This window comes from Edaphobacter aggregans DSM 19364, from assembly GCF_000745965.1.
In the GTDB taxonomy this organism is placed as follows: Bacteria; Acidobacteriota; Terriglobia; order Terriglobales; family Acidobacteriaceae; genus Edaphobacter; species Edaphobacter aggregans.
This window is the reverse complement of sequence record NZ_JQKI01000026.1, coordinates 1-18,286: the sequence shown is the minus strand read 5'-3', so window position 1 is coordinate 18,286 and position 18,286 is coordinate 1. Positions and strand designations below refer to the sequence as shown.

The 18,286-nt window shown below is 57.4% G+C and carries 16 protein-coding genes, 1 tRNA gene and 3 pseudogenes; 9 read left to right on the top strand and 11 right to left on the bottom strand.

Annotated features, from left to right (window positions below):
• Positions 1 to 93 precede the first annotated feature (93 nt).
• From Q363_RS13015 to Q363_RS13005, 3 genes are all read left to right on the top strand, one after another.
• On the top strand, positions 94 to 1,941 hold the full coding sequence (locus tag Q363_RS13015; RefSeq protein ID WP_035350758.1) for a hypothetical protein: 1,848 nt from the start codon (positions 94 to 96) through the stop codon (positions 1,939 to 1,941).
• 252 nt (positions 1,942 to 2,193) lie between these two features.
• Positions 2,194 to 3,591 (top strand): glucuronate isomerase, encoded by a 1,398-nt coding sequence (gene uxaC / locus Q363_RS13010; protein ID WP_035350755.1) that lies wholly within the window; start codon positions 2,194 to 2,196, stop codon positions 3,589 to 3,591.
• Positions 3,592 to 3,719: 128 nt separating this feature from the next.
• Positions 3,720 to 3,794, top strand: a tRNA-Asn gene (locus Q363_RS13005).
• A gap of 365 nt (positions 3,795 to 4,159) precedes the next feature.
• Here Q363_RS13005 and Q363_RS13000 read toward each other — a convergent pair.
• The 5 genes from Q363_RS13000 to Q363_RS12975 form a co-directional block, all read right to left on the bottom strand.
• Positions 4,160 to 5,551: a cytochrome-c peroxidase gene (locus tag Q363_RS13000; protein WP_169746978.1), complete on the bottom strand. Its 1,392-nt coding sequence runs from the start codon at positions 5,549 to 5,551 to the stop codon at positions 4,160 to 4,162.
• Between the two features lie 334 nt (positions 5,552 to 5,885).
• Positions 5,886 to 6,512, bottom strand: coding sequence for an IS110 family transposase (locus Q363_RS12995; RefSeq protein WP_035350752.1), 627 nt, complete (start codon positions 6,510 to 6,512; stop codon positions 5,886 to 5,888).
• Between the two features lie 102 nt (positions 6,513 to 6,614).
• Positions 6,615 to 7,142 (bottom strand): TSCPD domain-containing protein, encoded by a 528-nt coding sequence (locus tag Q363_RS12990; RefSeq protein WP_035350749.1) that lies wholly within the window; start codon positions 7,140 to 7,142, stop codon positions 6,615 to 6,617.
• A 571-nt stretch (positions 7,143 to 7,713) separates the two neighbouring features.
• Positions 7,714 to 10,635: an ATP-binding protein gene (locus Q363_RS36055; protein ID WP_169746977.1), complete on the bottom strand. Its 2,922-nt coding sequence runs from the start codon at positions 10,633 to 10,635 to the stop codon at positions 7,714 to 7,716.
• 1,334 nt (positions 10,636 to 11,969) lie between these two features.
• Complete coding sequence (locus Q363_RS12975; RefSeq protein ID WP_035350743.1) at positions 11,970 to 12,635, bottom strand: siphovirus Gp157 family protein; 666 nt, start codon at positions 12,633 to 12,635, stop codon at positions 11,970 to 11,972.
• 305 nt (positions 12,636 to 12,940) lie between these two features.
• Here Q363_RS12975 and Q363_RS42760 point away from each other — a divergent pair, with 305 nt between their 5' ends.
• The gene (locus Q363_RS42760; RefSeq protein WP_157466816.1) at positions 12,941 to 13,111 is read left to right on the top strand and encodes a hypothetical protein; all 171 of its coding nucleotides are present in this window, start codon (positions 12,941 to 12,943) and stop codon (positions 13,109 to 13,111) included.
• Positions 13,112 to 13,347: 236 nt separating this feature from the next.
• Here the strand turns inward: Q363_RS42760 and Q363_RS45455 are convergent, their stop codons facing one another.
• Positions 13,348 to 13,473, bottom strand: coding sequence for a hypothetical protein (locus Q363_RS45455; RefSeq protein WP_281175991.1), 126 nt, complete (start codon positions 13,471 to 13,473; stop codon positions 13,348 to 13,350).
• Positions 13,470 to 13,892, bottom strand: a complete 423-nt coding sequence (locus tag Q363_RS12965) for a tyrosine-type recombinase/integrase (protein WP_211256179.1) — start codon at positions 13,890 to 13,892, stop codon at positions 13,470 to 13,472. Before Q363_RS12965 ends, Q363_RS45455 begins: the two co-directional genes overlap by 4 nt.
• A gap of 230 nt (positions 13,893 to 14,122) precedes the next feature.
• Here Q363_RS12965 and Q363_RS46200 point away from each other — a divergent pair.
• Positions 14,123 to 14,239: pseudogene (locus Q363_RS46200) on the top strand (IS91 family transposase); the annotation flags it as partial.
• 240 nt (positions 14,240 to 14,479) lie between these two features.
• On the opposite strand, the pseudogene Q363_RS46195 reads toward Q363_RS46200, so the two are convergent.
• A pseudogene (locus Q363_RS46195) lies at positions 14,480 to 14,644 on the bottom strand (L,D-transpeptidase family protein); the annotation flags it as partial.
• Positions 14,574 to 14,864, bottom strand: coding sequence for a L,D-transpeptidase family protein (locus Q363_RS46190; protein WP_157466832.1), 291 nt, complete (start codon positions 14,862 to 14,864; stop codon positions 14,574 to 14,576). The gene Q363_RS46190 and the pseudogene Q363_RS46195, both read right to left, overlap by 71 nt.
• Positions 14,865 to 15,038: 174 nt before the next feature.
• Between Q363_RS46190 and Q363_RS38070 the strand changes: the two genes are divergently transcribed.
• The 3 genes from Q363_RS38070 (at position 15,039) to Q363_RS12950 (ending at position 16,759) form a co-directional block, all read left to right on the top strand.
• Complete coding sequence (locus Q363_RS38070; RefSeq protein WP_084080322.1) at positions 15,039 to 15,245, top strand: oxidoreductase; 207 nt, start codon at positions 15,039 to 15,041, stop codon at positions 15,243 to 15,245.
• A 135-nt stretch (positions 15,246 to 15,380) separates the two neighbouring features.
• Entirely contained in the window at positions 15,381 to 15,797 is a 417-nt protein-coding gene (locus tag Q363_RS12955; protein WP_169746975.1) for a nuclear transport factor 2 family protein, read from the top strand.
• An 89-nt stretch (positions 15,798 to 15,886) separates the two neighbouring features.
• Positions 15,887 to 16,759, top strand: a complete 873-nt coding sequence (locus tag Q363_RS12950) for an oxidoreductase (RefSeq protein WP_035350733.1) — start codon at positions 15,887 to 15,889, stop codon at positions 16,757 to 16,759.
• Between the two features lie 187 nt (positions 16,760 to 16,946).
• Here the strand turns inward: Q363_RS12950 and Q363_RS12945 are convergent.
• Positions 16,947 to 17,150, bottom strand: a pseudogene (locus Q363_RS12945) (transposase); the annotation flags it as partial.
• Positions 17,151 to 17,184: 34 nt separating this feature from the next.
• Here Q363_RS12945 and Q363_RS45860 point away from each other — a divergent pair.
• On the top strand, positions 17,185 to 17,268 hold the full coding sequence (locus Q363_RS45860) for an alpha/beta fold hydrolase (RefSeq protein WP_342667412.1): 84 nt from the start codon (positions 17,185 to 17,187) through the stop codon (positions 17,266 to 17,268).
• Positions 17,269 to 17,290: 22 nt separating this feature from the next.
• On the opposite strand, the gene Q363_RS12940 is transcribed toward Q363_RS45860, so the two are convergent.
• Positions 17,291 to 18,286 (bottom strand): IS630 family transposase (locus Q363_RS12940; protein ID WP_035350730.1); only part of this gene is annotated, 996 nt, incomplete at its 5' end.

Below are 18,286 nucleotides of genomic sequence, written 5' to 3'. Positions count from 1 at the left end.
CGGGAAGAACGGCGCGGTTACGGACGCAGGCAAAAGAATCCGGACCCTCCATCTCTGTTACTCCCTGATACCGGAAACCACTAGCGAGGAACCATGACGAAACAACTACGAGCCGCTGTTGCGGCGATGCTGGTCTTAAGTACAGTGTCGATGCAGGCACAGACGGCTAGTCCCCCCAGGTCGGCGAAGAAAGTCGTCAAGAAGAAAACCGAGACTCCCCTCGAACGCACACTCCGTGAGCTGCGCGAGCAGATGCAGGCACAGCAGGCCCAGATCGACGAGTTGAAGCGTCAACTGGCCGACCGTGACGCGAAGCTGACCACAGCAACCCAGGATGCTCAGGCCGCCAATGCTTCGGCTGCCGCTGCCTCCTCCCAGGCGCAGAGTGCTTTAACCGCCATCCAGTCCAACCACGAGGAGATGCAGACGCTCTCGAGTTCGGTCTCCGATCTCAAGGTCTCCAACACGGGCCTCGCCCAGACGATCAGCGATACCAAGCGGGACCTTACCGCGTCGATGGAGTCGCCGACGACGATCCACTACAAGGGCGTGACCATCGTGCCGGTCGGCTTTTTCGCCTTTGAAACCGTGTGGCGTTCACGGGCGATGAACTCCGACGTCAACACACCGTTCAACGCGACTCCGTATGAGGGCGCAGGTCAGGCACATGTGTCCGAACTGAACTTCTCTGGACGTCAGAGCCGTATCGGCGCTCTCTTCGAGGGCAACACCGGACCGTTCAAGCTCTCGGGATACGTCGAAGCCGACTTCCTCTCCGCGGGCGCAACTTCCAACGAGAATCAGAGCAACAGCTACACGCTGCGCCAGCGCCAGATATGGGGCCAGGCAGCTACCAAGAGCGGCTTTATCCTGACCGGTGGACAGATGTGGTCGCTCGTGACCGAGACGAAGAGGTCCACCGACAACCGCACCGAGAACCTGCCGATGACCGTCGACGCGCAGTACCACGTCGGTTTCAGCTGGACTCGCCAGCCTGCAATCCGCTTCCAGCAGAAGATTGGTGGCTTTACCGCTGCCGCCTCGCTCGAGCAGCCTGAGTACATCTTCTCGGCGACCAACTCCCCTGCCAACTTCTTTATCGGCAACGCCGGCGCCGGCGGTGGCCTTTACAACCTGACCGCCAATTACTCCAGCAACGTCGCGCCCGACGTTATCGTAAAGGGCACCTACGACAGCAAGTACGGCCACTTTGAAGCGGGCGGAATCGGTCGCTGGTTCCGCGACCGCTACTATCCCGGCGTTACCGCAGTTAGCTCCACTGGTGCGCTGACCGGAACGGCAGCCGGTGCGGTCAACGATACCAAGACCGGCGGTGGTTTTTTTGCCAACCTCCGCATGCCCGCCACCAAGTACCTCGATGTAGGCGTTCATATGATGACAGGCACTGGTGTTGGCCGTTACGGTACATCGACTCTACCGGACGTCACGGTCCACCCCGATGGCACGCTGGCTCCCATCAAGTCGCAGCAGGGGCTGATCTCGCTTGAGGGCCATCCGACACCGAAGCTCGATGTCTTCGGATACGCCGGCGCCGAATATGCACAACGCACCACCTACCTTGCGACCTCGGGACCCCAGGCGGGCAAGCTGGTTGGTTATGCTCCCGTCACCGGGGTCAACACGGGTTGCAACACCGAGACTCTGCCCTCAGCACCAGGCTCCGGTCTCGGCAGCATCGGTGTCGCGGGTAATCCTCCATACAGCCCTGGCAACCCGGCAAACTGCCTCGGTGCGACCCGCGTCGTCATCGAGTACACGGGAGGCTTTACCTACCGGATCTACAACAACCCGCGGTACGGCCGTCTGCAGTACCAAGTGCAGTACAGCTACCTGACCCGCGACGCCTGGACTGGTGTCGGCGGCGCTCCGAAGGCGACCAACAACATGGTCTTCACCGGAATGCGTTACTACATCCCCTAACCCACGCTGCACTGCGGCGTACCAGGGAGGCGTCCTCGAGCGGGGACGCCTCTCTTCTTTTGCAGTGGAGATGGCCCCCGCCCCGGTTTCTCTTATCAACGCAAATTGGTCAACCACTTGTGATCCACTTTTGATAGGCTTCTGTGGTTGCGATTTGTTCGGAGTCGCGCTTAATTCGGTGGAGGCCCTTTGAGGCCGTCCATCTTTCGCAGTTTGTCTCTGTTAGCGGTTGTTCTTACCGAGGTGCTCTGAATGCTTGATGCCATGCGGTTGTTTCCTTCTGATCCGGCGGTCCGCGCTGTCTCCCAAAAACTTTACGAGACCGTCCGCGATCTTCCGATCCTCTCTCCCCACGGCCATACTGACCCAGCGTGGTTCGCGAAGAACGAGGCCTTTCCTAACCCCGCGGCCTTGTTCATTCAGCCCGATCATTACATCTTCCGCATGCTCTACTCGCAGGGCGTCTCGCTGGAGTCGCTCGGCATTCCGCAGCTTGACGGCAAGCAGCAGGCCGACCCGCGCGAGGTCTGGCGGATCTTCGCGAAGCACTACTATCTGTTCCGCGGAACTCCAACCCGCCTCTGGTTCGACTACTCCCTCAGCGTCAACTTCGGATTGACCGAGCGCTTGGCAACCGGCAACGCCGACGAGTACTACGACATCATCGACCGCAAGCTCCAGACTCCCGAGTTCCTCCCCCGCGCGCTCTTTGAGAGGTTCAACATCGAGGTCCTCTCGACGACGGACTCGCCTCTCGACACCCTCGAGCATCACAAGGCCATCCGCGAGTCCGGCTGGAAGGGAAGGGTGCTGCCAACGTTTCGCCCCGACGCCGTGATCGACGCCGAGTACGCCGGATTCCGCGAAAACATCGAGAGGCTTGGCGCCATCACCGGCGAGAACATCGGCAGCTTCAATGGATATCTGAATGCTTTGCGCAGACGGCGCGAGTTCTTCATCTCGATGGGAGCGACCGCGACCGATCACGGCCACCTTACCGCGATGACGGCCGATCTCGACGCGCACACCGGGGAGTCGCTCTACCAGCGCATCCTCTCCGGACGCTCGGTGCCTGAGGAACAGCAGATCTTCCAGGCGCAGATGCTCACCGAGATGGCGGGCATGTCCGCCGAGGATGGGCTGACGATGCAGCTTCATCCGGGCAGCATCCGCAACCATAACAAGCAGGTCTACGAGAAGTTCGGCCGCGACAAGGGCGCGGATATTCCGTCGCCAACCGAGTACGTCCGTAACCTGCGTCCGCTGCTCTCGAAGTACGGCAATTCGACCAACTTCACCTTCATTCTGTTCACGCTCGACGAGTCCACCTTCTCGCGCGAACTTGCTCCGCTGGCCGGGCACTATCCCGTGCTCAAGCTTGGGCCGCCGTGGTGGTTCCACGACTCGCCCGAGGGCATGATGCGCTTCCGCGAGACCGCCACCGAGACCGCAGGCTTCTATAACACGGTCGGCTTCAACGACGACACGCGCGCCTTCCTCTCGATTCCGTCGCGCCACGACGTTGCTCGCCGCATCGACTGCGCGTTCCTCGGCCGGCTGGTCGCGGAGCATCGGCTCGACGAGGATGAGGCCTTCGAGGTGGTCAAAGACCTCACGGTCAACCTCGTCAAGAAGGCCTATAAGCTGTAAGGATTTGAAGCGGGCTGGTGGAGCATCAGACTGGCCCGCTACCGAACGATTGCCGCCTTTGACCCTTCGGAGGGCATTTGTTATAACTGATTCAGCGCAGTGCGTTCTCCAAACGCGCTCACAGACACTCCTGAGTAGCTCAATGGCAGAGCATTCGGCTGTTAACCGAAGGGTTGTAGGTTCGAGTCCTACCTCAGGAGCCATTTAAAATCAATCACTTACAAAACTCAAAAGCCTGCAAAATCTCCTAATTACCCAAATTGTTGTGGATTTTGTGTCGTAGCTCCTTCACAACGAGGGTAGCGCGCATAGCAATGCTGCCACCTTCGGCAATTACTAAAGGGTATGCAAAATCTCATCCACGCCGGAGGCGTGCGGGGACGCAGCCGCGGTTCGATCAGGACGTGGCCGAAGTCAGGCGCTGGGGAGTAAGGTGTGGTTTGCGACCAACCGCACAATTGACCGCTTACTTCAGACGAGGTGCCCTTAGGAACACATACAGCTTCCAGCTGTGTTACGCGTCGGGAATCACAACTGAGCGTCCGGCATCGACGTGAGCCGTGTAAGACTACATTGCGGCTCGCTGCTTGGGAACTGTGTGACCGTCGGTGAGGGTTTTCAAGAAAGACACGATGGCATCTTCCTCCTGGTCCGTCAGCTTAAGGTCGCCGAGTTGCCGTTTATTGAGATTGGTCGAATCTTCGGGCACTGGCCAGCACGTGACCTTTTCCCCCCGATCCCCTGCCGCGCATCGGGGTAGCACATCACGCGTGTTGTAGAAGTGCACCACTTCCTTCAGGCTCTTGAAGTAGCCATTGTGCATGTACGCCTTCACGAAATCAGGACTTGGGCGCATGTCCACGTTGCGCAATGTGGGAACCTGGAACTTGCCGTCGAACTTCGGCGCCAGCAGAATCCATCCAGAATCGGGATTCAGTTGACCGCTCAGGCTTTTCAGCCTGCGAAGGAAAGATCCCACGCCCACATCGACGTATGCCGGTCCGTCAGGGTTGGCACGATAGCCGCGTTGGTCGGGCGCGCTCTCGTAGTTGTACTGCAATCCCGGATTCTTCGGGACGCCGAGGTTACTCGCAGTGAAGTCCGTGAACAGAGGCTCCTCACCGGGGCCTCCATCCCGGTGACATTCATTGCATTTCGCTTTGCCGCGGAACAACTCATATCCCAGTTTCTCCTGCGGCGTGAATTGCTCCTTTCCTGCTTGTACGGTGTCATATTTTGACGTGAACGGACTCACTTCTGGCGAAAACTCATAGGCGGAGATCGCCAGCCCGAAGCTGTCATATACACGGTCGGTGCGAGCCCGGTCTGCCACGCTGAGATGGACCGGGTACTCATCGTTGGCGGGGGGCGGTGCCGGTGTGGCACAGACCTTTTCCACGTCGGGAGGCCATTGAATGGTGAATGAGTCTTTCCCCCACACCGTCTCAAAGAGCTTGCGATAGGGAGCCCGGGAAAGACGGAACGCCACACAGGCCGAATCCGGCAGGCCCATTTCTACGGGGTTCGTCGGCGGTCCCTGCGCTTGTTCGGCGCTTGGATTCTGCAGCCGATAGCCACTCGCCCGCATATCCCAGAAATTCCCGCCGATAAAGTCACCTTGCAAAGCGTTGTAGTGGAGCACAGGCGCGAAGGGTGCATACATATAGCTCTGCGGCTTTCGATTGCTGAACCGGGTTCTCTCCGATCCGGGATACGACACGGTAGTCTGATTCAAAGACTGAATCGGCCCGGTGAATCCCGTCTCCGGCATATGACAGAAACTGCAGGCCTCGTTTTGATGGACGGAAAGATGTTTATCAAAGAGCAGCAACTTTCCCAGCATGTGAACCTGAGCCTGGCGATCGAGCGAGTTGTGTTCGACCTGGCGCAGCGTGTCCGCCTCAATCCGGTCAATTTCGGCCTCGACTCTCGCCACCTCCCGATCAAAAGAGGGAGGCATCCGGCCGCCAAGGTTGTTCGGTGAAATTGCTTGGTCTGGAATGGCAGCCCTCATAGAGCGAGGCTTAGGGCTCGTTGAAAGCAAAAATACGCCAGATATGAGAAGACTGGCCACCAGCACCGAATTGGTGCGATTGCCCATGTCTCAATGTTCTCAAAAAAAGTCGACCGGTAGCTCAAAATTCGAAATTTCTGTGATTCATGTCCTCTGATTCCGTAGTAACAGATCGCTGATTTCGCCATTGCCACGCTAAACCATTGTTCCCGGTTTACGGTAGTACTCCGTCGAAAATCACCGTCGAAAATCATGTCCTCCAGGGTTGCGCTCGCGAGTCTTATGCTGGCGCCCTGTTGGCGGGAGTGATCTGAACGTTGTAGCCGAATTTGCGAAGCTGTTTGGCTAGAGATTGGGCACGATAGATGAGGAGCTTCGGTTCGACTCCGGTGCCTTGCTCGACGTAGCGGATTCCCCCATGAAGAATCTTCCAGACCAAGCGGCATCGGCGATGTGCGATGGCCCAGACGGCGGATTTATAACCCAGGCGCGGCAGTAGACGCCGGAACACTTCCTGAAAGTGTGTGCCTTTGCTCCGGGCGACAGCATGAGCGGCCTGGTTGAGCACCCGGCGCATGTACTTGTTGCCTTTCGCCGAACGACTGCTGGAGTTCTCTTCGGCGCTTTCCTGGTTTCCGGGGCAGGTTCCCACCCAGGAAGTGAACTCGGCCGCAGAGGGAAACGTGCTGGCCGTCACCTCAGCCGCGGATCCGCCCCCAAGAGAGCGAACGAGCGATTCGACGAATGCTGTGGTGAGCGGTTGCGCCGGTCCGAAAGTAGGTGCTGCGTTCTGCTGGGTGGTAACCTCGTGCTTCGTAATGAAGGTTGTCTTGTTCCCGTAGTAAACCAACAACGCCTCACGCAGCTCGAAGCGATGGTTCTCCCCGATTGCTATCTGAACCTGCATTTTTCTCCCATCCTTGCAGTTCCTCAACCAGTTCAAAGAGCTCTTCATGTGCTCGCGATTCCAAGGTCATTTGCTGTAGCCGAGAGCTGCCCCGTTCCGCTGTCAAGAGCAGCCACTCGTACCACCGCAATTTGCGCACTTGTGGCAGCTGCCGTTGCGGACCATCAGTGACCCACAGGTGACACAGAGAGGCGCATCGCCAACCTCATAGCAGTCGTGAAGGTATTGCGAATGGCTGGCGGGAGCATGGTTTGCCTCTGCGCTGGCTGGTCGTTCAACGACTGCCATCTGTTGTGTTAACAGCGGAAGCTGCTTGCCAGACAGAAATCGCAATTCCATCCAGCGAAAGAGGTAGTCCATGATCGACTTCGCATATCCAAGTTCCTCATTGCCGGTCCAGCCCGAGGGCTCGAACCGAGTATGCGAGAGCTTGTCGCAGAGCACCTTGAGCGGCACTCCATGCTGCAGGCTCACCGAGACGACAGTGCCGAAACACTCCATCAATCCCGCGATCGTCGAGCCCTCCTTTGCCATCCGGATGAAGATTTCACCCGGCCGCCCGTTCGGATAAAGACCGACAGTTAGGTAGCCCTCGTGGCCAGCGATGGAGAAATGGTGGGTGAGACCCACGCGCTCGTCCGGCAGACGATGCCGGTTCGCGGCCGGTGATCCTGACAGATCTTCTTGCTAGGGGATTCACGTGCAGGTTCTGCATTTACAGGCTGAGACATGGGAACCTCCTTTCTGGTCTGCAATATGCGTATGGAACCTTGGTTTGTACCCCTGAATCCAAACTGGGTCAAATGGCACACCAAAGAAAAGGTGGAACGACCCGAAAATGGGAGTTCCTCCGATGCAGCTAGAGCGATCGCTGAGTGATTTGGCGATTTGTACTAAACCCGCTCCGCGGGTACGTGGAAGCATGGTAGATTTTTTGGCAGGACAAATTGCATGTTGCGCACGGCAGTCACAACGCTTCCGCTCAAGTCCGCACAAAATAGCTGCGATGGATTGAATCCCCTTAAAGCAATTGTCCTGCCAAAACCTATCCGGGTTTAGTACAAATCGCCGTATCCACAATGCTCGCTCCAAAATCTTCTGCAGCCAAACTCTGCCTGCCGAGCACTGTCGATACGGCGCTATGGATTATGCATCAAATGATGCCGGCTTGGCCCGCGAACCCACCGTGCGGGATGCCGAATCACGCTGCATCCACGGGGGGGCTTGTTTCCGCGGGAGCCGCCGGTAAGGTAAAGTGGAACGTCGCGCCACGGCCGCCGTCGCCGTTGGCCCAGATCCGTCCGCCATGCGATTCGACGATCGACTTGCTGATTGCCAAGCCCATGCCGCTGCCTTTTGGTTTCGTAGTGAAGAACGCATCAAATATCTGGTCGGCCTTGCCCACGGGTAGCCCGGGTCCTGTGTCATTTACAGAGGTCTCGATCTGGCCGTCCTCGCCCAATCGCGACTTCACCATAACCATGCCGCCCGAGTCCTTTATCGCCTCGATGCCATTCATCATCAAGTTCATGAGCACCTGTTGAAGTTGCACTCGATCCGCCACGGTCATCGGAAGATCGTCTTTGATATCGGTGTAGATTGATACTCCGTGTCTTCTGGCTTCGCTTCTCAGCATCCCGGCCATTTCGCCTATTACCTCATTTATCGCGACCAACTCTCGTTTGGGAAGGGCCTTCTTGTACAACGATCGCAGACGGTTGATGATTTCCGACGCAAAGGTGCCCGCCTCGATGATTCTTTCCGTCCCTTTGCGAACTTGCGTCAGATCGGGCGGGTCGTGCTGAAGCCATCGCAAAGATGCCCTGGCATTATTGGTTGTGGCCGTGATGGGCTGTGCGAGTTCGTGCGAGATAGAGGCGACCAGTTCTCCCATCGTGCTGACCCGGCTCGCGTGGGTAAGATCCGCCTGGAGCCGTTCAGCATGTCTGCGATCTTCAATGTCGTTCGCCACTGCACACCACTTCACGATCTGGCCTCGGTTATCGCGCAGTGGCCGGGCGCGTGTCTGGAACCAGCGATAGACTCCGTCCGATCCGCGCCGGAGCCGCGCTTCATAATCCAGCGGTTGGCCAGTCGTCCGCGATGCGAGCCATCGTTCGGTGACGCGCTTGAGATCGTCGGGGTGAATCGCCTTCTCCCAACCTGAACCTGAGGCCTGTTCCGAGCTCAAGCCGGTGTATTCAAGCCATCCCCTGTTCAAGAACGTGCTATTGCCATTGGGGTCGGCAACGAAAGCCAGGGCCGGCATGGTTTCTACTGCGTCGCGGAATTTCTTCTCTTGCTCCTGCAACTGGTGAACACGCATTTGATAACCGGCCCAGAGCAGCGTGAAGAAAGCGAACACGCAAAGCCCTCGGAACCAAGTCGTCTGATAGTAGGCGGGAGCTATGTTGAAATCGAGTTCAGCCCCTGCTTCATTCCAGACACCAGAATTATTGGAGGCCATCACATGGAACCGGTAGTTGCCCGGGCGCAGATTACTGTAAAAAGCCTGGCGCCTGGTTTGAGGGTCCTGCCACTCTCGATCATGACCTTCCAGTTTGTACCGGAACTGCACTTTCTGAGGAACGACAAAGCTCAGAGCCGTATAGTCGATCTCGAGATCACGCGTCAGGGCCGGGAGACGAAGGCCGTTTTGAGACGGATAATTCTTTCGATCAGCAATCACTTCTTCGATATGTACTGGCGGCGGGATGGAGTTTCTAAACAACCGGTCGGGATCAATGATCTGAGCCACAGTTCCATTCGCGAACCACAAGCGCCCGTCGTTTGATCGTGTTGCACGTGGCTTAAAATCAGCGAGATAGGGCTGGGCGCCGTCGTACGCATCGAACAAATCGAACCTTACCTTTAGGTCGGGGTGTCCACGCCACTGTTGCAGGTCGTCCGATTTGATCAATATCAGACCGCACTCGGTATACAGCCAAAGATTGGAGTATTTGTCTGTAATGATCGCGTAGGTCCGGTCGCAGGGCAGGCCGTTATGGTGGTCGAGGGCATACTGAGTCTCACCGCGCCGTTCGACAAGGCCATCGGTGGTTGCTGCCAGCACAGAACCATCCGATTTTGCCAGTACCTGTAAAACTTGAGCATTTGTGTTCTTGAGGGGAAAGATCTGCAGTTGGCCATTCCGATACCGGGCTAGACCACCTTTACGCAGTCCCAACCAGAGGCCACCTTCGGGATCGCCCGCTAGCGAAATTGGAATATCTAGCCTCTCGTCTGCAATTTCGGTGGCGAATCTGCCATCTTGAATTTGGACCAGTCCTACTGGATTTTCGGGGCCAGCGCGAACGACTACGGCCCAAATGCAGCTATCTACGTCCTCGATCATCTCCGTAACGACCCCTATGGCACCTCCGTCGCGACGCTGGATGGGTCTAAACCTGCCGCGCTCGTAAACAAACAATCCATTGTCTAACCCGACCCAAAGCCGTCCAGCATGATCTTCGAACAGGGACGTCACGTGACTGCCCGGCAATCCATTCTTTGGACCGATGGATGAAACGACGTCCCCACGCACATAATCCAAACCTTCATAATTCCCGATCCAGATGGTCCCATCTCGAGCCGCAAGTATGGAATCGACCGAGTCACGAGTAAGCCCCTCGCGCACAGAGAAGTTGACAACTGGAATGTCGCGGAAACAGTCGACACCCTCGGCAGTGGTCAACCACAAATTACCTTCTCGGTCCTCAAAAAAACCCTCGGTGGTATCGCTTGATAAACCATCTGCGCTTCGAAAACGATCCACCTTGCCATCGTGGACCCGGTAGATGCCGTTTCCTTCAGTTCCAATCCACAATGCGTTATGCCGGTCCAACCACAAGGCGTAGGCATTCAACGTGCTGCTGTCGAGTGTCGTTGTGATCAGGGTTCTCCATGTACCGTTTACCCACTGTTGCAGGCCGAGCCCGCGGCCTGAATTCGAGATCCCCGCCCAGACAGATCCATCAGGAGTGGCAGCGAGAGCGTTTATACCAGCAAGCGCTACGTTGGACTTGAGTCCGGGCAACTCGTACGAAGTAGATGAACCTGGTTTCCATCGGACAAGCGCGGTGCTGGTTCCAATCCAAAGATATCCGAAGTTGTCGCCGATCAATGTCCCAGCATAGGGTGGAACTCCGTCTTTGGGCCCGTAGCATTTGGCCACAGATACTGTGACCTTACAAACAGCTCCAGCCCGCGTTCGCGAACGCGCCATCCAAATCGTGCCCTCACGATCCTCGTAGATCGAGTTCACGCGGCCCGCTGTTTCTGGGAAATTGAACAAATTTCCGTTCTTCCACTGAGCCAGGCCAGAGGCTGTTCCAATCCACAGGCTCCCGTCGGCGGCGCCCAGGAGTGAGATCACTGCCGTCGCGGGAAGATGTTCTCCGGCGCGTGGAGTCCAGCGGACGAAGCGAACGCCGTCGAAGCGCAACAGCCCACCTAGCGTCCCAACCCACACATATCCATCTGTAGTTTGGGTGATCGCAGTGGGTGCTCCTGCGAAGACTCCGTCACGCACGCGCCAGGCAGTGTGCGCGTACTGAGAAATCCGCCGGTCCGGATCCACAGCGTTCGCACAAGGGCAGGCCAGTATGCTGCAAAGGAGTATGAGGAATATCCGCACCGGGAGTTCAGGATTCATTGTTTGCGAGATGTCTGTACAGTCGGCCAACAGAACGTCCGAGCTTGTTCATCCGAATGGTAATTGGCGCGATTGCATCGATTACGCACACTCAATTTCACCTATTTTCACCAAATCACCCTGGTCAGCGGGTTCAAACACGATCCTATGATCACTGAGAATGTTCTGAATCCCCGAAAAGAGTGGTAAAAGTATAGCTCCAGTTTGGGTATGCCTAGCCGTCGACAATTTCGGCCGGAACGTCCTGCGAGGCATGACTCGCTCCAAGCCGACATTGGATTGCAGCGCCAGTTTCACGTTATCAACAAAGCGGCTCAAGGCTCAAGCCGAGTTTTTCAGCATCCTGAACCACCCGAACCTCGGTCCCCCGACAATACATAAACGTAACTGACGCTCGCTTCGGCTACTCGACGCAACTCTCGCCAGCAGTCTGCGCTTCGGCGGGGCGAACGGCGGCCTCAATCCTCTCTATCAGAACGGCGGTCCGCGCTCGATCCTGCTTGCAGCGAAGTTCCAGTTCTGACCGCTGAATAACGGCTCCCCTTCAATAGCCAAGTCTGAGATGTTTCGATCGAGCCGCGAATTCCGATCAGCACGAAGTACCGGCTCCGTACAATATCTGATGGATGTCAATTGTTGATATCAGCGCGAGTCGCTCAGCGAGGTTTTCTGTCAATGCTTTTCCTCCGAGTTCCGGACGTGTGTGTCCCGATTGCAGAGTCATAGGCGATTCATCAAGCAGAATATTAGGCCAGCGCCAGCGCCGGCCTATGCTGCCTGCAAGAGCCTGATTGAGCTTCCCACTATTCGATTCGCAGATGGCACCCGCGTTTGACCGAAGCTCCCTCGACCACGCCACCGTTGGCAATGTGTTGCTTGATGGCACTATTCGATGGCTCGCTAGATTTGACGGAAGCTGCGAGCGGTTCGGCCAGCGTCATGGGCAATGCATCGATCACGTCGAGCCAGAGGGGACCATCTATCTTTGCCTCGAAGCGGCGTAGGTCATCAGGGATGCTGTCAGGCTGAGTGATCACCACACTGTCCTGGGAGTTCTTATTCCGCTTCAACGTGAATTCGTGGCTCTCAATCTTTTTGAGATCGTGGCTGGCAAGGTAGTAAAGGACCATGGATTCCGTTCGTTCGATCTTGTTCTGCGCCCTTTTGGCACGAGCGGCGTATCTTGCCGACTCCTTCTTGCAGTACTCGGCACGTGTCTCCATGACCCTGAGAAACCTGCCTATCCGATCGATCTTTACATCCATGGCCTGACAGAATAATTGGAGGCGCTCCATTGCTTCGGCGCTCGCCTCGCCCTGCTCTTCGATCTCATCCTGAATCTGATCGAGCAGCGCACCGAGCTCACTGTCTAGCTCAAGCAGAGAATGATCCGTGGCAACCACGGTGGGAGACGACAGCGCATCAGCTGACCTTTGAAACGGAATCAGAGGTGTAGCTTTGCTGGCCATAGAATCTCCTGTTTTGTCATTGAAAGCTCCAAACATGTGAGCCTGCGGACACGTCGCCGAAGGCTCACGCGCAATGGTTTAGGCGAAGAGCAGCATCTGATCTTCCTCCGTGTGGCCAGTATGCCAAAGCGTGGAAGGCTTTTGTTGCCTCTTCGGATTGGGCTCGACAAGATTCGGCGCAGGTGACGATGCTGTGACCGGCTCCAGCGGCAAAAGAGGCAACGATTGATCGTCCTCTTCCCCCGCGCTCGACCAACTCACGCGCCATAGCGCTCATCATGTCGTCGTCGTTCTCGAGAGAGTGAATGCCTTCGGCCGATGGGACGAAGGATGCGATTCTGTGGGTGGTGTCGACGAAGGAGTGGAACGAGGCGCACATGGACCGGCCCGCAGTGCTGCATGCTACGATGCGAGGGACATTACGCGTGAGCTGTACAACAGTGAACAGAAGAGCGAACGGGATCGTGCCGATATGATCGTTCGTTTCGCCATACCGACGGTTGCGGACGGTCATATATTTGTCGGTGCTCGCGGCCGATTGGATGTTATGGCCTGCTCAACCCAGGCAGTCGCTCTCAGAAGTAAGGTTCGAGGTCGTAAGCCTCGCGGGCTTTGGCCCGGCGTGAACTTTCCGAAATCTCCGTTTGAACTAAACCGCTGGCGTGGTGGACGCTGCATTTGTGGCGGGCAGAGATTAGCTACCTCCTATGACTCAGATCATGCCGCGAAAGCGCTCTTCCAGCAGCGCCGGGCTGAGCGGGACATCCCGGTCGCGCCTGCCCTTGCCCTGACGCACATGAACCACCATGCGCTTGCTGTCGATATCCGAGGTCTTCAACTGGCATAGCGCTCGGTCCGGCGAACTCCGGTCGAGTACAACGTCATCAGCATGGTGCGGTGCAGCCGGTTGGCGGAGGCGGCCAGCAACCCGCCGACCTCCTCTCGGCTGAGCACGGTTGGGAGCCTCTCCGGCAAGCGGGGAAACGGCAGGTGCTCCAGCATGTAATGTCGCTTGAGCGTCTTGACGTAGAAGAACCGCAGCGCGGCCACTCGCTGCGCCACCGTCTTCGCAGCCAGCTTGCGCTCACGAAACAGGGAGAGCTGGTACTCGCGGATATGCTCTGCACCAAGCTGATCGGGAGCACGATGAAAGTGTTCGGCAAACTGCTTGACCGCAAACAAGTAGCCTTTTGCGGTTCCAGGCGAATAGTTGCGACGCTCGAGTTCTTCGAGCATCCGGTCTCTGAGCTGAGTCATAAGAAAGCTGGCTGCGAAGACGGTGGCGCAGCGAGTGGCCGCGCTGCGGTTCTTCTACGTCAAGACGCTCAAGCGACATCACATGCTGGAGCACCTGCCGTTTCCCCGCTTGCCGGAGAGGCTCCCAACCGTGCTGCGCGGCTACTGGCGATGGGATGAAGCCGAAGACCTTTCTGTTTCCGGGTCTGGTCGATGGCTGGCGAGCCGATGTGCCCATCACCGACAAGATGTACGGATCGCACCTTGCATGGCCGCATCGCAAGGTGCTCGATGCCATCGTCCGTTGCCGTACTCAAGCATTGGGCGGTCATCTCGATCAGGGCCTGCGCTGTGGCCATCATAGGGTTCCTCGGCGTGCTCCATACCTGGGGGCAGAACCTCCAGCATCGGTTGTGGCGTCGAGGTGTGGACGTTTTGGGGCAGACGCCGTGGCGTTTGGATGGGCCTGAGGTTCTATCGTGACTGCCGTGCGACGGGAGTGGGAGGGGCGCGGCTCTATGGGGCAGTTACGATAGAACCGTTTGAAGTGACACTAACGTTTTGAGGGAACTAACAGCCTATGCTGTAAACCAAAAGAAACTCAGCTTCTAACGATCAATTTCTATTGGTGTGCCATCTGGAACCGCTTTCCAGATTTCCTCTATTTCGTCGTCAGTGACGGCGATGCAGCCCTTGGTCCAATCAACTTGCTGATGAAGCGAACCGAGCCACCCTAAACCATTGCGTATTCCGTGAACCATGATGTCGCCACCAGGGGTCGAGTCCTCGCTCGTGAGCCTGTTGAACCTGTTCGGGGGTTGGGTAGCCCACTCTCAGGGCGCGGTGAAAGGCACTGTGAGCGTTGCGTCCCACGATTCGATACACACCCTCAGGAACCTTGGTGTCTCCAGCCTGTACCTTCTGACCTTGTCCACCTCTGCCCAGAGCCACATGATAGGTCTTCAACACTTGTCCCTGACGAAAGAGCGTCAGGGTGTGTGCCGGCGATCTCTAACGAGAATCGTCGGGCCAGTTTCTTGCCCAACCTGATCGCGGATGCTTATCAACATGATCGGATAATACGACGCGACTTATCGTTCGTTTGAGATATCTCTATTTGTGTAGCAGGAAAGACCGAACGGTCCAACGCGATATAGGAGGCTTGAGATGAATAAACAACGTTTGCTTTTTACCCCTTTTCTACTTGGTAGCCTCAAACTGCCGAACCACATAGTGATGGCACCCCTGACACGTTCGTGCGCAAATGACGAAGGAATACCCTCTCCATTCGCAGCGAAGTACTACTCCGAGCGCGCGGCTGCTGGCCTGATCATTTCTGAAGGTACGAATATTTCGTCACAGGCCCAGGGCTGACTGGAGCTTTGGGTTAGGGCGGGCACAGTTTCTCACTGGAGAACTGTAGCCCGTCGAATGTTGAACTACAGCGAGGGTTGGCACAAAAGCCGGCCTCGCCGGTCAGCCTCGATTTTTGTGTAGGAGAAAATGAAAATGACTTCAAAAGCAGCACTTACCTTTGGACCGGTGTCGAATTCCATCGAACTGTTTAAGGAAATAGCGGATGCCGTTCAGGTATACCTCGACATGCTGTACACCTGCAATCCAGAGCTGGTTACAGCGATCTTTCATGACCGGGCCCAGCTATGCACCATCGAAAATGAGGCCCCACTGTTCCGTACCGTTGAAGAATATAGAGAGGTCGTCAGGGCAAGGATCTCCCCGGAGTCGCTAGGTGCAGAGCGAGAAGAACACGTGGTCACAATCGACCTTTCCTCGCCTACGCAGGCCATGATCAAAGTCCAGATGCGCGTCAATCAGTCGGTTTTTAGCGACTATCTCACGATGTTCAAACTGGGCAAAGAATGGCGCATCGTTGCGAAAACCTATTATCGCGTCGAGCTTTCCTAGTCAGTCCTGGAACCGCCAAGAACAAAGCCAGGCCGAAGCGTAGCGCTTGAGAAGTTATTCCAATTCAGATGAACCCAAAGGAGCAAGTTATGTCGCAGACTATTATCAGCAAGAACTGGCTGATCACCGGCGTTTCGTCGGGCATTGGCCGCTCGCTCGCCGAAGCCGCGCTCGCGGAAGGACAGGTCGTGGTCGGTACCGTGCTCAAGCGCGAGGACATCGGAGAGTTTGAAAGGCTTTCCCCCGGCCGCGCTAGGGCGGTCACGCTCGACGTCACAAAGCCCGAAAGCGTCACCTCCGGCGTGGAGGCGGCCGCGAAGGCTTTCGCAGGCCGGATCGACGTCCTCGTCAACAACGCCGGCTGGGGTCTGGTGGGCGCGGTCGAGGAGACCTCCCTGAAGGAGGCGCACGACCTATTCGAGGTCAATTTCTTCGGCCAGTTCAACGTCACTCGCGCCGTCTTGCCGATCATGCGCACGCAAGGCTCGGGCCACATCCTGTCGTCCTCGGCGACGGCCGGCTTCACTGGCTTCGCGGGTTTCGGCCTGTACTCTGCAGCCAAGGCAGCGGTCGACGTGATGAATGAGGCGCTCGCGCAGGAAGTCGCGCCGTTCGGGATCAAGGTGACGGTGCTGACGCTCGGGAGTTTCCGCACCAACTTCGCCTCCTCCTCACTGAAGCACACCGCGACGATCATAACCGAGTATGCCGAGACAGCGGCGGGCAGGTTCCGCGGCTACATCGGCGGGTTGAGCGGCAAGCAGCCCAACGATCCCGCGCGCGCCGCGCAGGCGATCCTTAATGCAGTAGCGGCGGAGAATCCACCGCTGCACTTGGCGCTCGGCGGGGATGCGCTCGGCGTCATGCGCAAGAAGATCGCCAGCCTGCAACAGGACATGGCCGCGTGGGAAGCCACGAGCACGTCGGTCGCCTTTCCCCAGCCCAAGGCGCAAGTCGACTAATTCTGCAACCCCGCCGGGCGGTCTATGCCAGCTCCAGATACAACTTAAAGACACTCTGAATAAGCACTCATCTTCAGTCGACTAACAACCGTGCTCAGGAAACCGCGCTGCCGGTTCGGGTCTTGGATGCTGGAGCTGGTCAGCACCGCCGTTGCAACCGCGCGTACAGGGCCGGAGCCGGACGAGCCTACGCTACAGCGAGCAGTTTTCTGCGGGTCACAAACAGATTCACCAGCGCACAGGTAACGAACAGCCGGTGCGCGTTCTGCTTCAGTCCGCGATAGCGTACTTTCACGAATCCGAACTTCAGCTTCATCACTTGAAACACGTGTTCCACCCTCGCTCGCACCTTGGACTTCATCCGGTTCTTCGCCCATGCCACTTCATCTACGATCTGAAGCTCGTCCTTTCAATACCACGAACTGATGCCACTGTTGGCCGACCGCTATCGCGTGATTGCGCCGGATCTGCCGGGTTTCGGATTCACTGAAGTTCTCGGCTTCGCGTAACTATCAATACAACTTCGATAGCCTAGTGGCCTGTCGCAGAGAGTTCGTTACTACGGATGCGGTGAGAAGGGTCGGAGTACTTCCAGTTGATAGGCTGAGCATTGGCTGAGTAAGCGTTGATGTAGCGTCGCAGCTTGCGGGCCAGATCGGGCACGGAGGTAAAGACGCCGCGGGCGATGACCTCTCGCTCGATTTTGGCGAACCAGAGTTCGACCTGGTTGAGCCATGAGGAGTAGGTGGGTGTGAAGTGGAACCGGACGCGGGGATGCTGCTCCAGGAACTCCCGTACCAGCGCGGTCTTGTGAGCCGAGAGATTGTCGAGGATGATGTGGATCTGCTGATCGGGCGGGCACAGGGCCACGACTTCCTTCAGGAAGACGACAAAGTCGCGGCTGGTGTGGCGTGCAGCGGTCTTTCCGTGAACCCGGCCGGTCGCGGTATCCAGCGCCGCATACAGCGACGACAGGGTTCCGTGTCGGTAGTATTCCAATCCATGGCGCTCGGCGCGGCCCGGCGAAAGCGGCAGCACCGGATCGAGTCGATCCAGCGCCTGAATGGCGGTCTTCTCATCGACACAAAACGCGGCGGCATGCTGCGGAGGGCTCAGGTACAGCCCGATAATGGCAGCGGCTTTGGCTTCGAAATCCGGGTCGTCGCTGGTCATGTAGCGCTCCAGGCGGTGCGGCTTCAGGCCAGCCTCTTTCCACACCCGATGCACAGCGTCCTTGCTGACGCCCAGTGCTGCGGCAAGCTTGCGACAACTCCAGTGAGTGGAACCGTCCTTCGGCTTCTTGCGGGTAGTCGAGAGAATCCGGGCTCGCAGCTTCGGAGTCAGCACGGAAGCCGACTGTCCGGGATGATTCGTATCCAGGCCGTCCATTCCCGAAGCAAGGAAGCGCTGCTTCCACCGGCTGATCGTCGGCGCCGTGGTCCCCAACCTCTGCTTGATCGTGCGGAAGGACGCTCCCTCGGCCAGCATCAGAATCAGCCTGGCGCGGAAGACATATCCAGCGGGCAG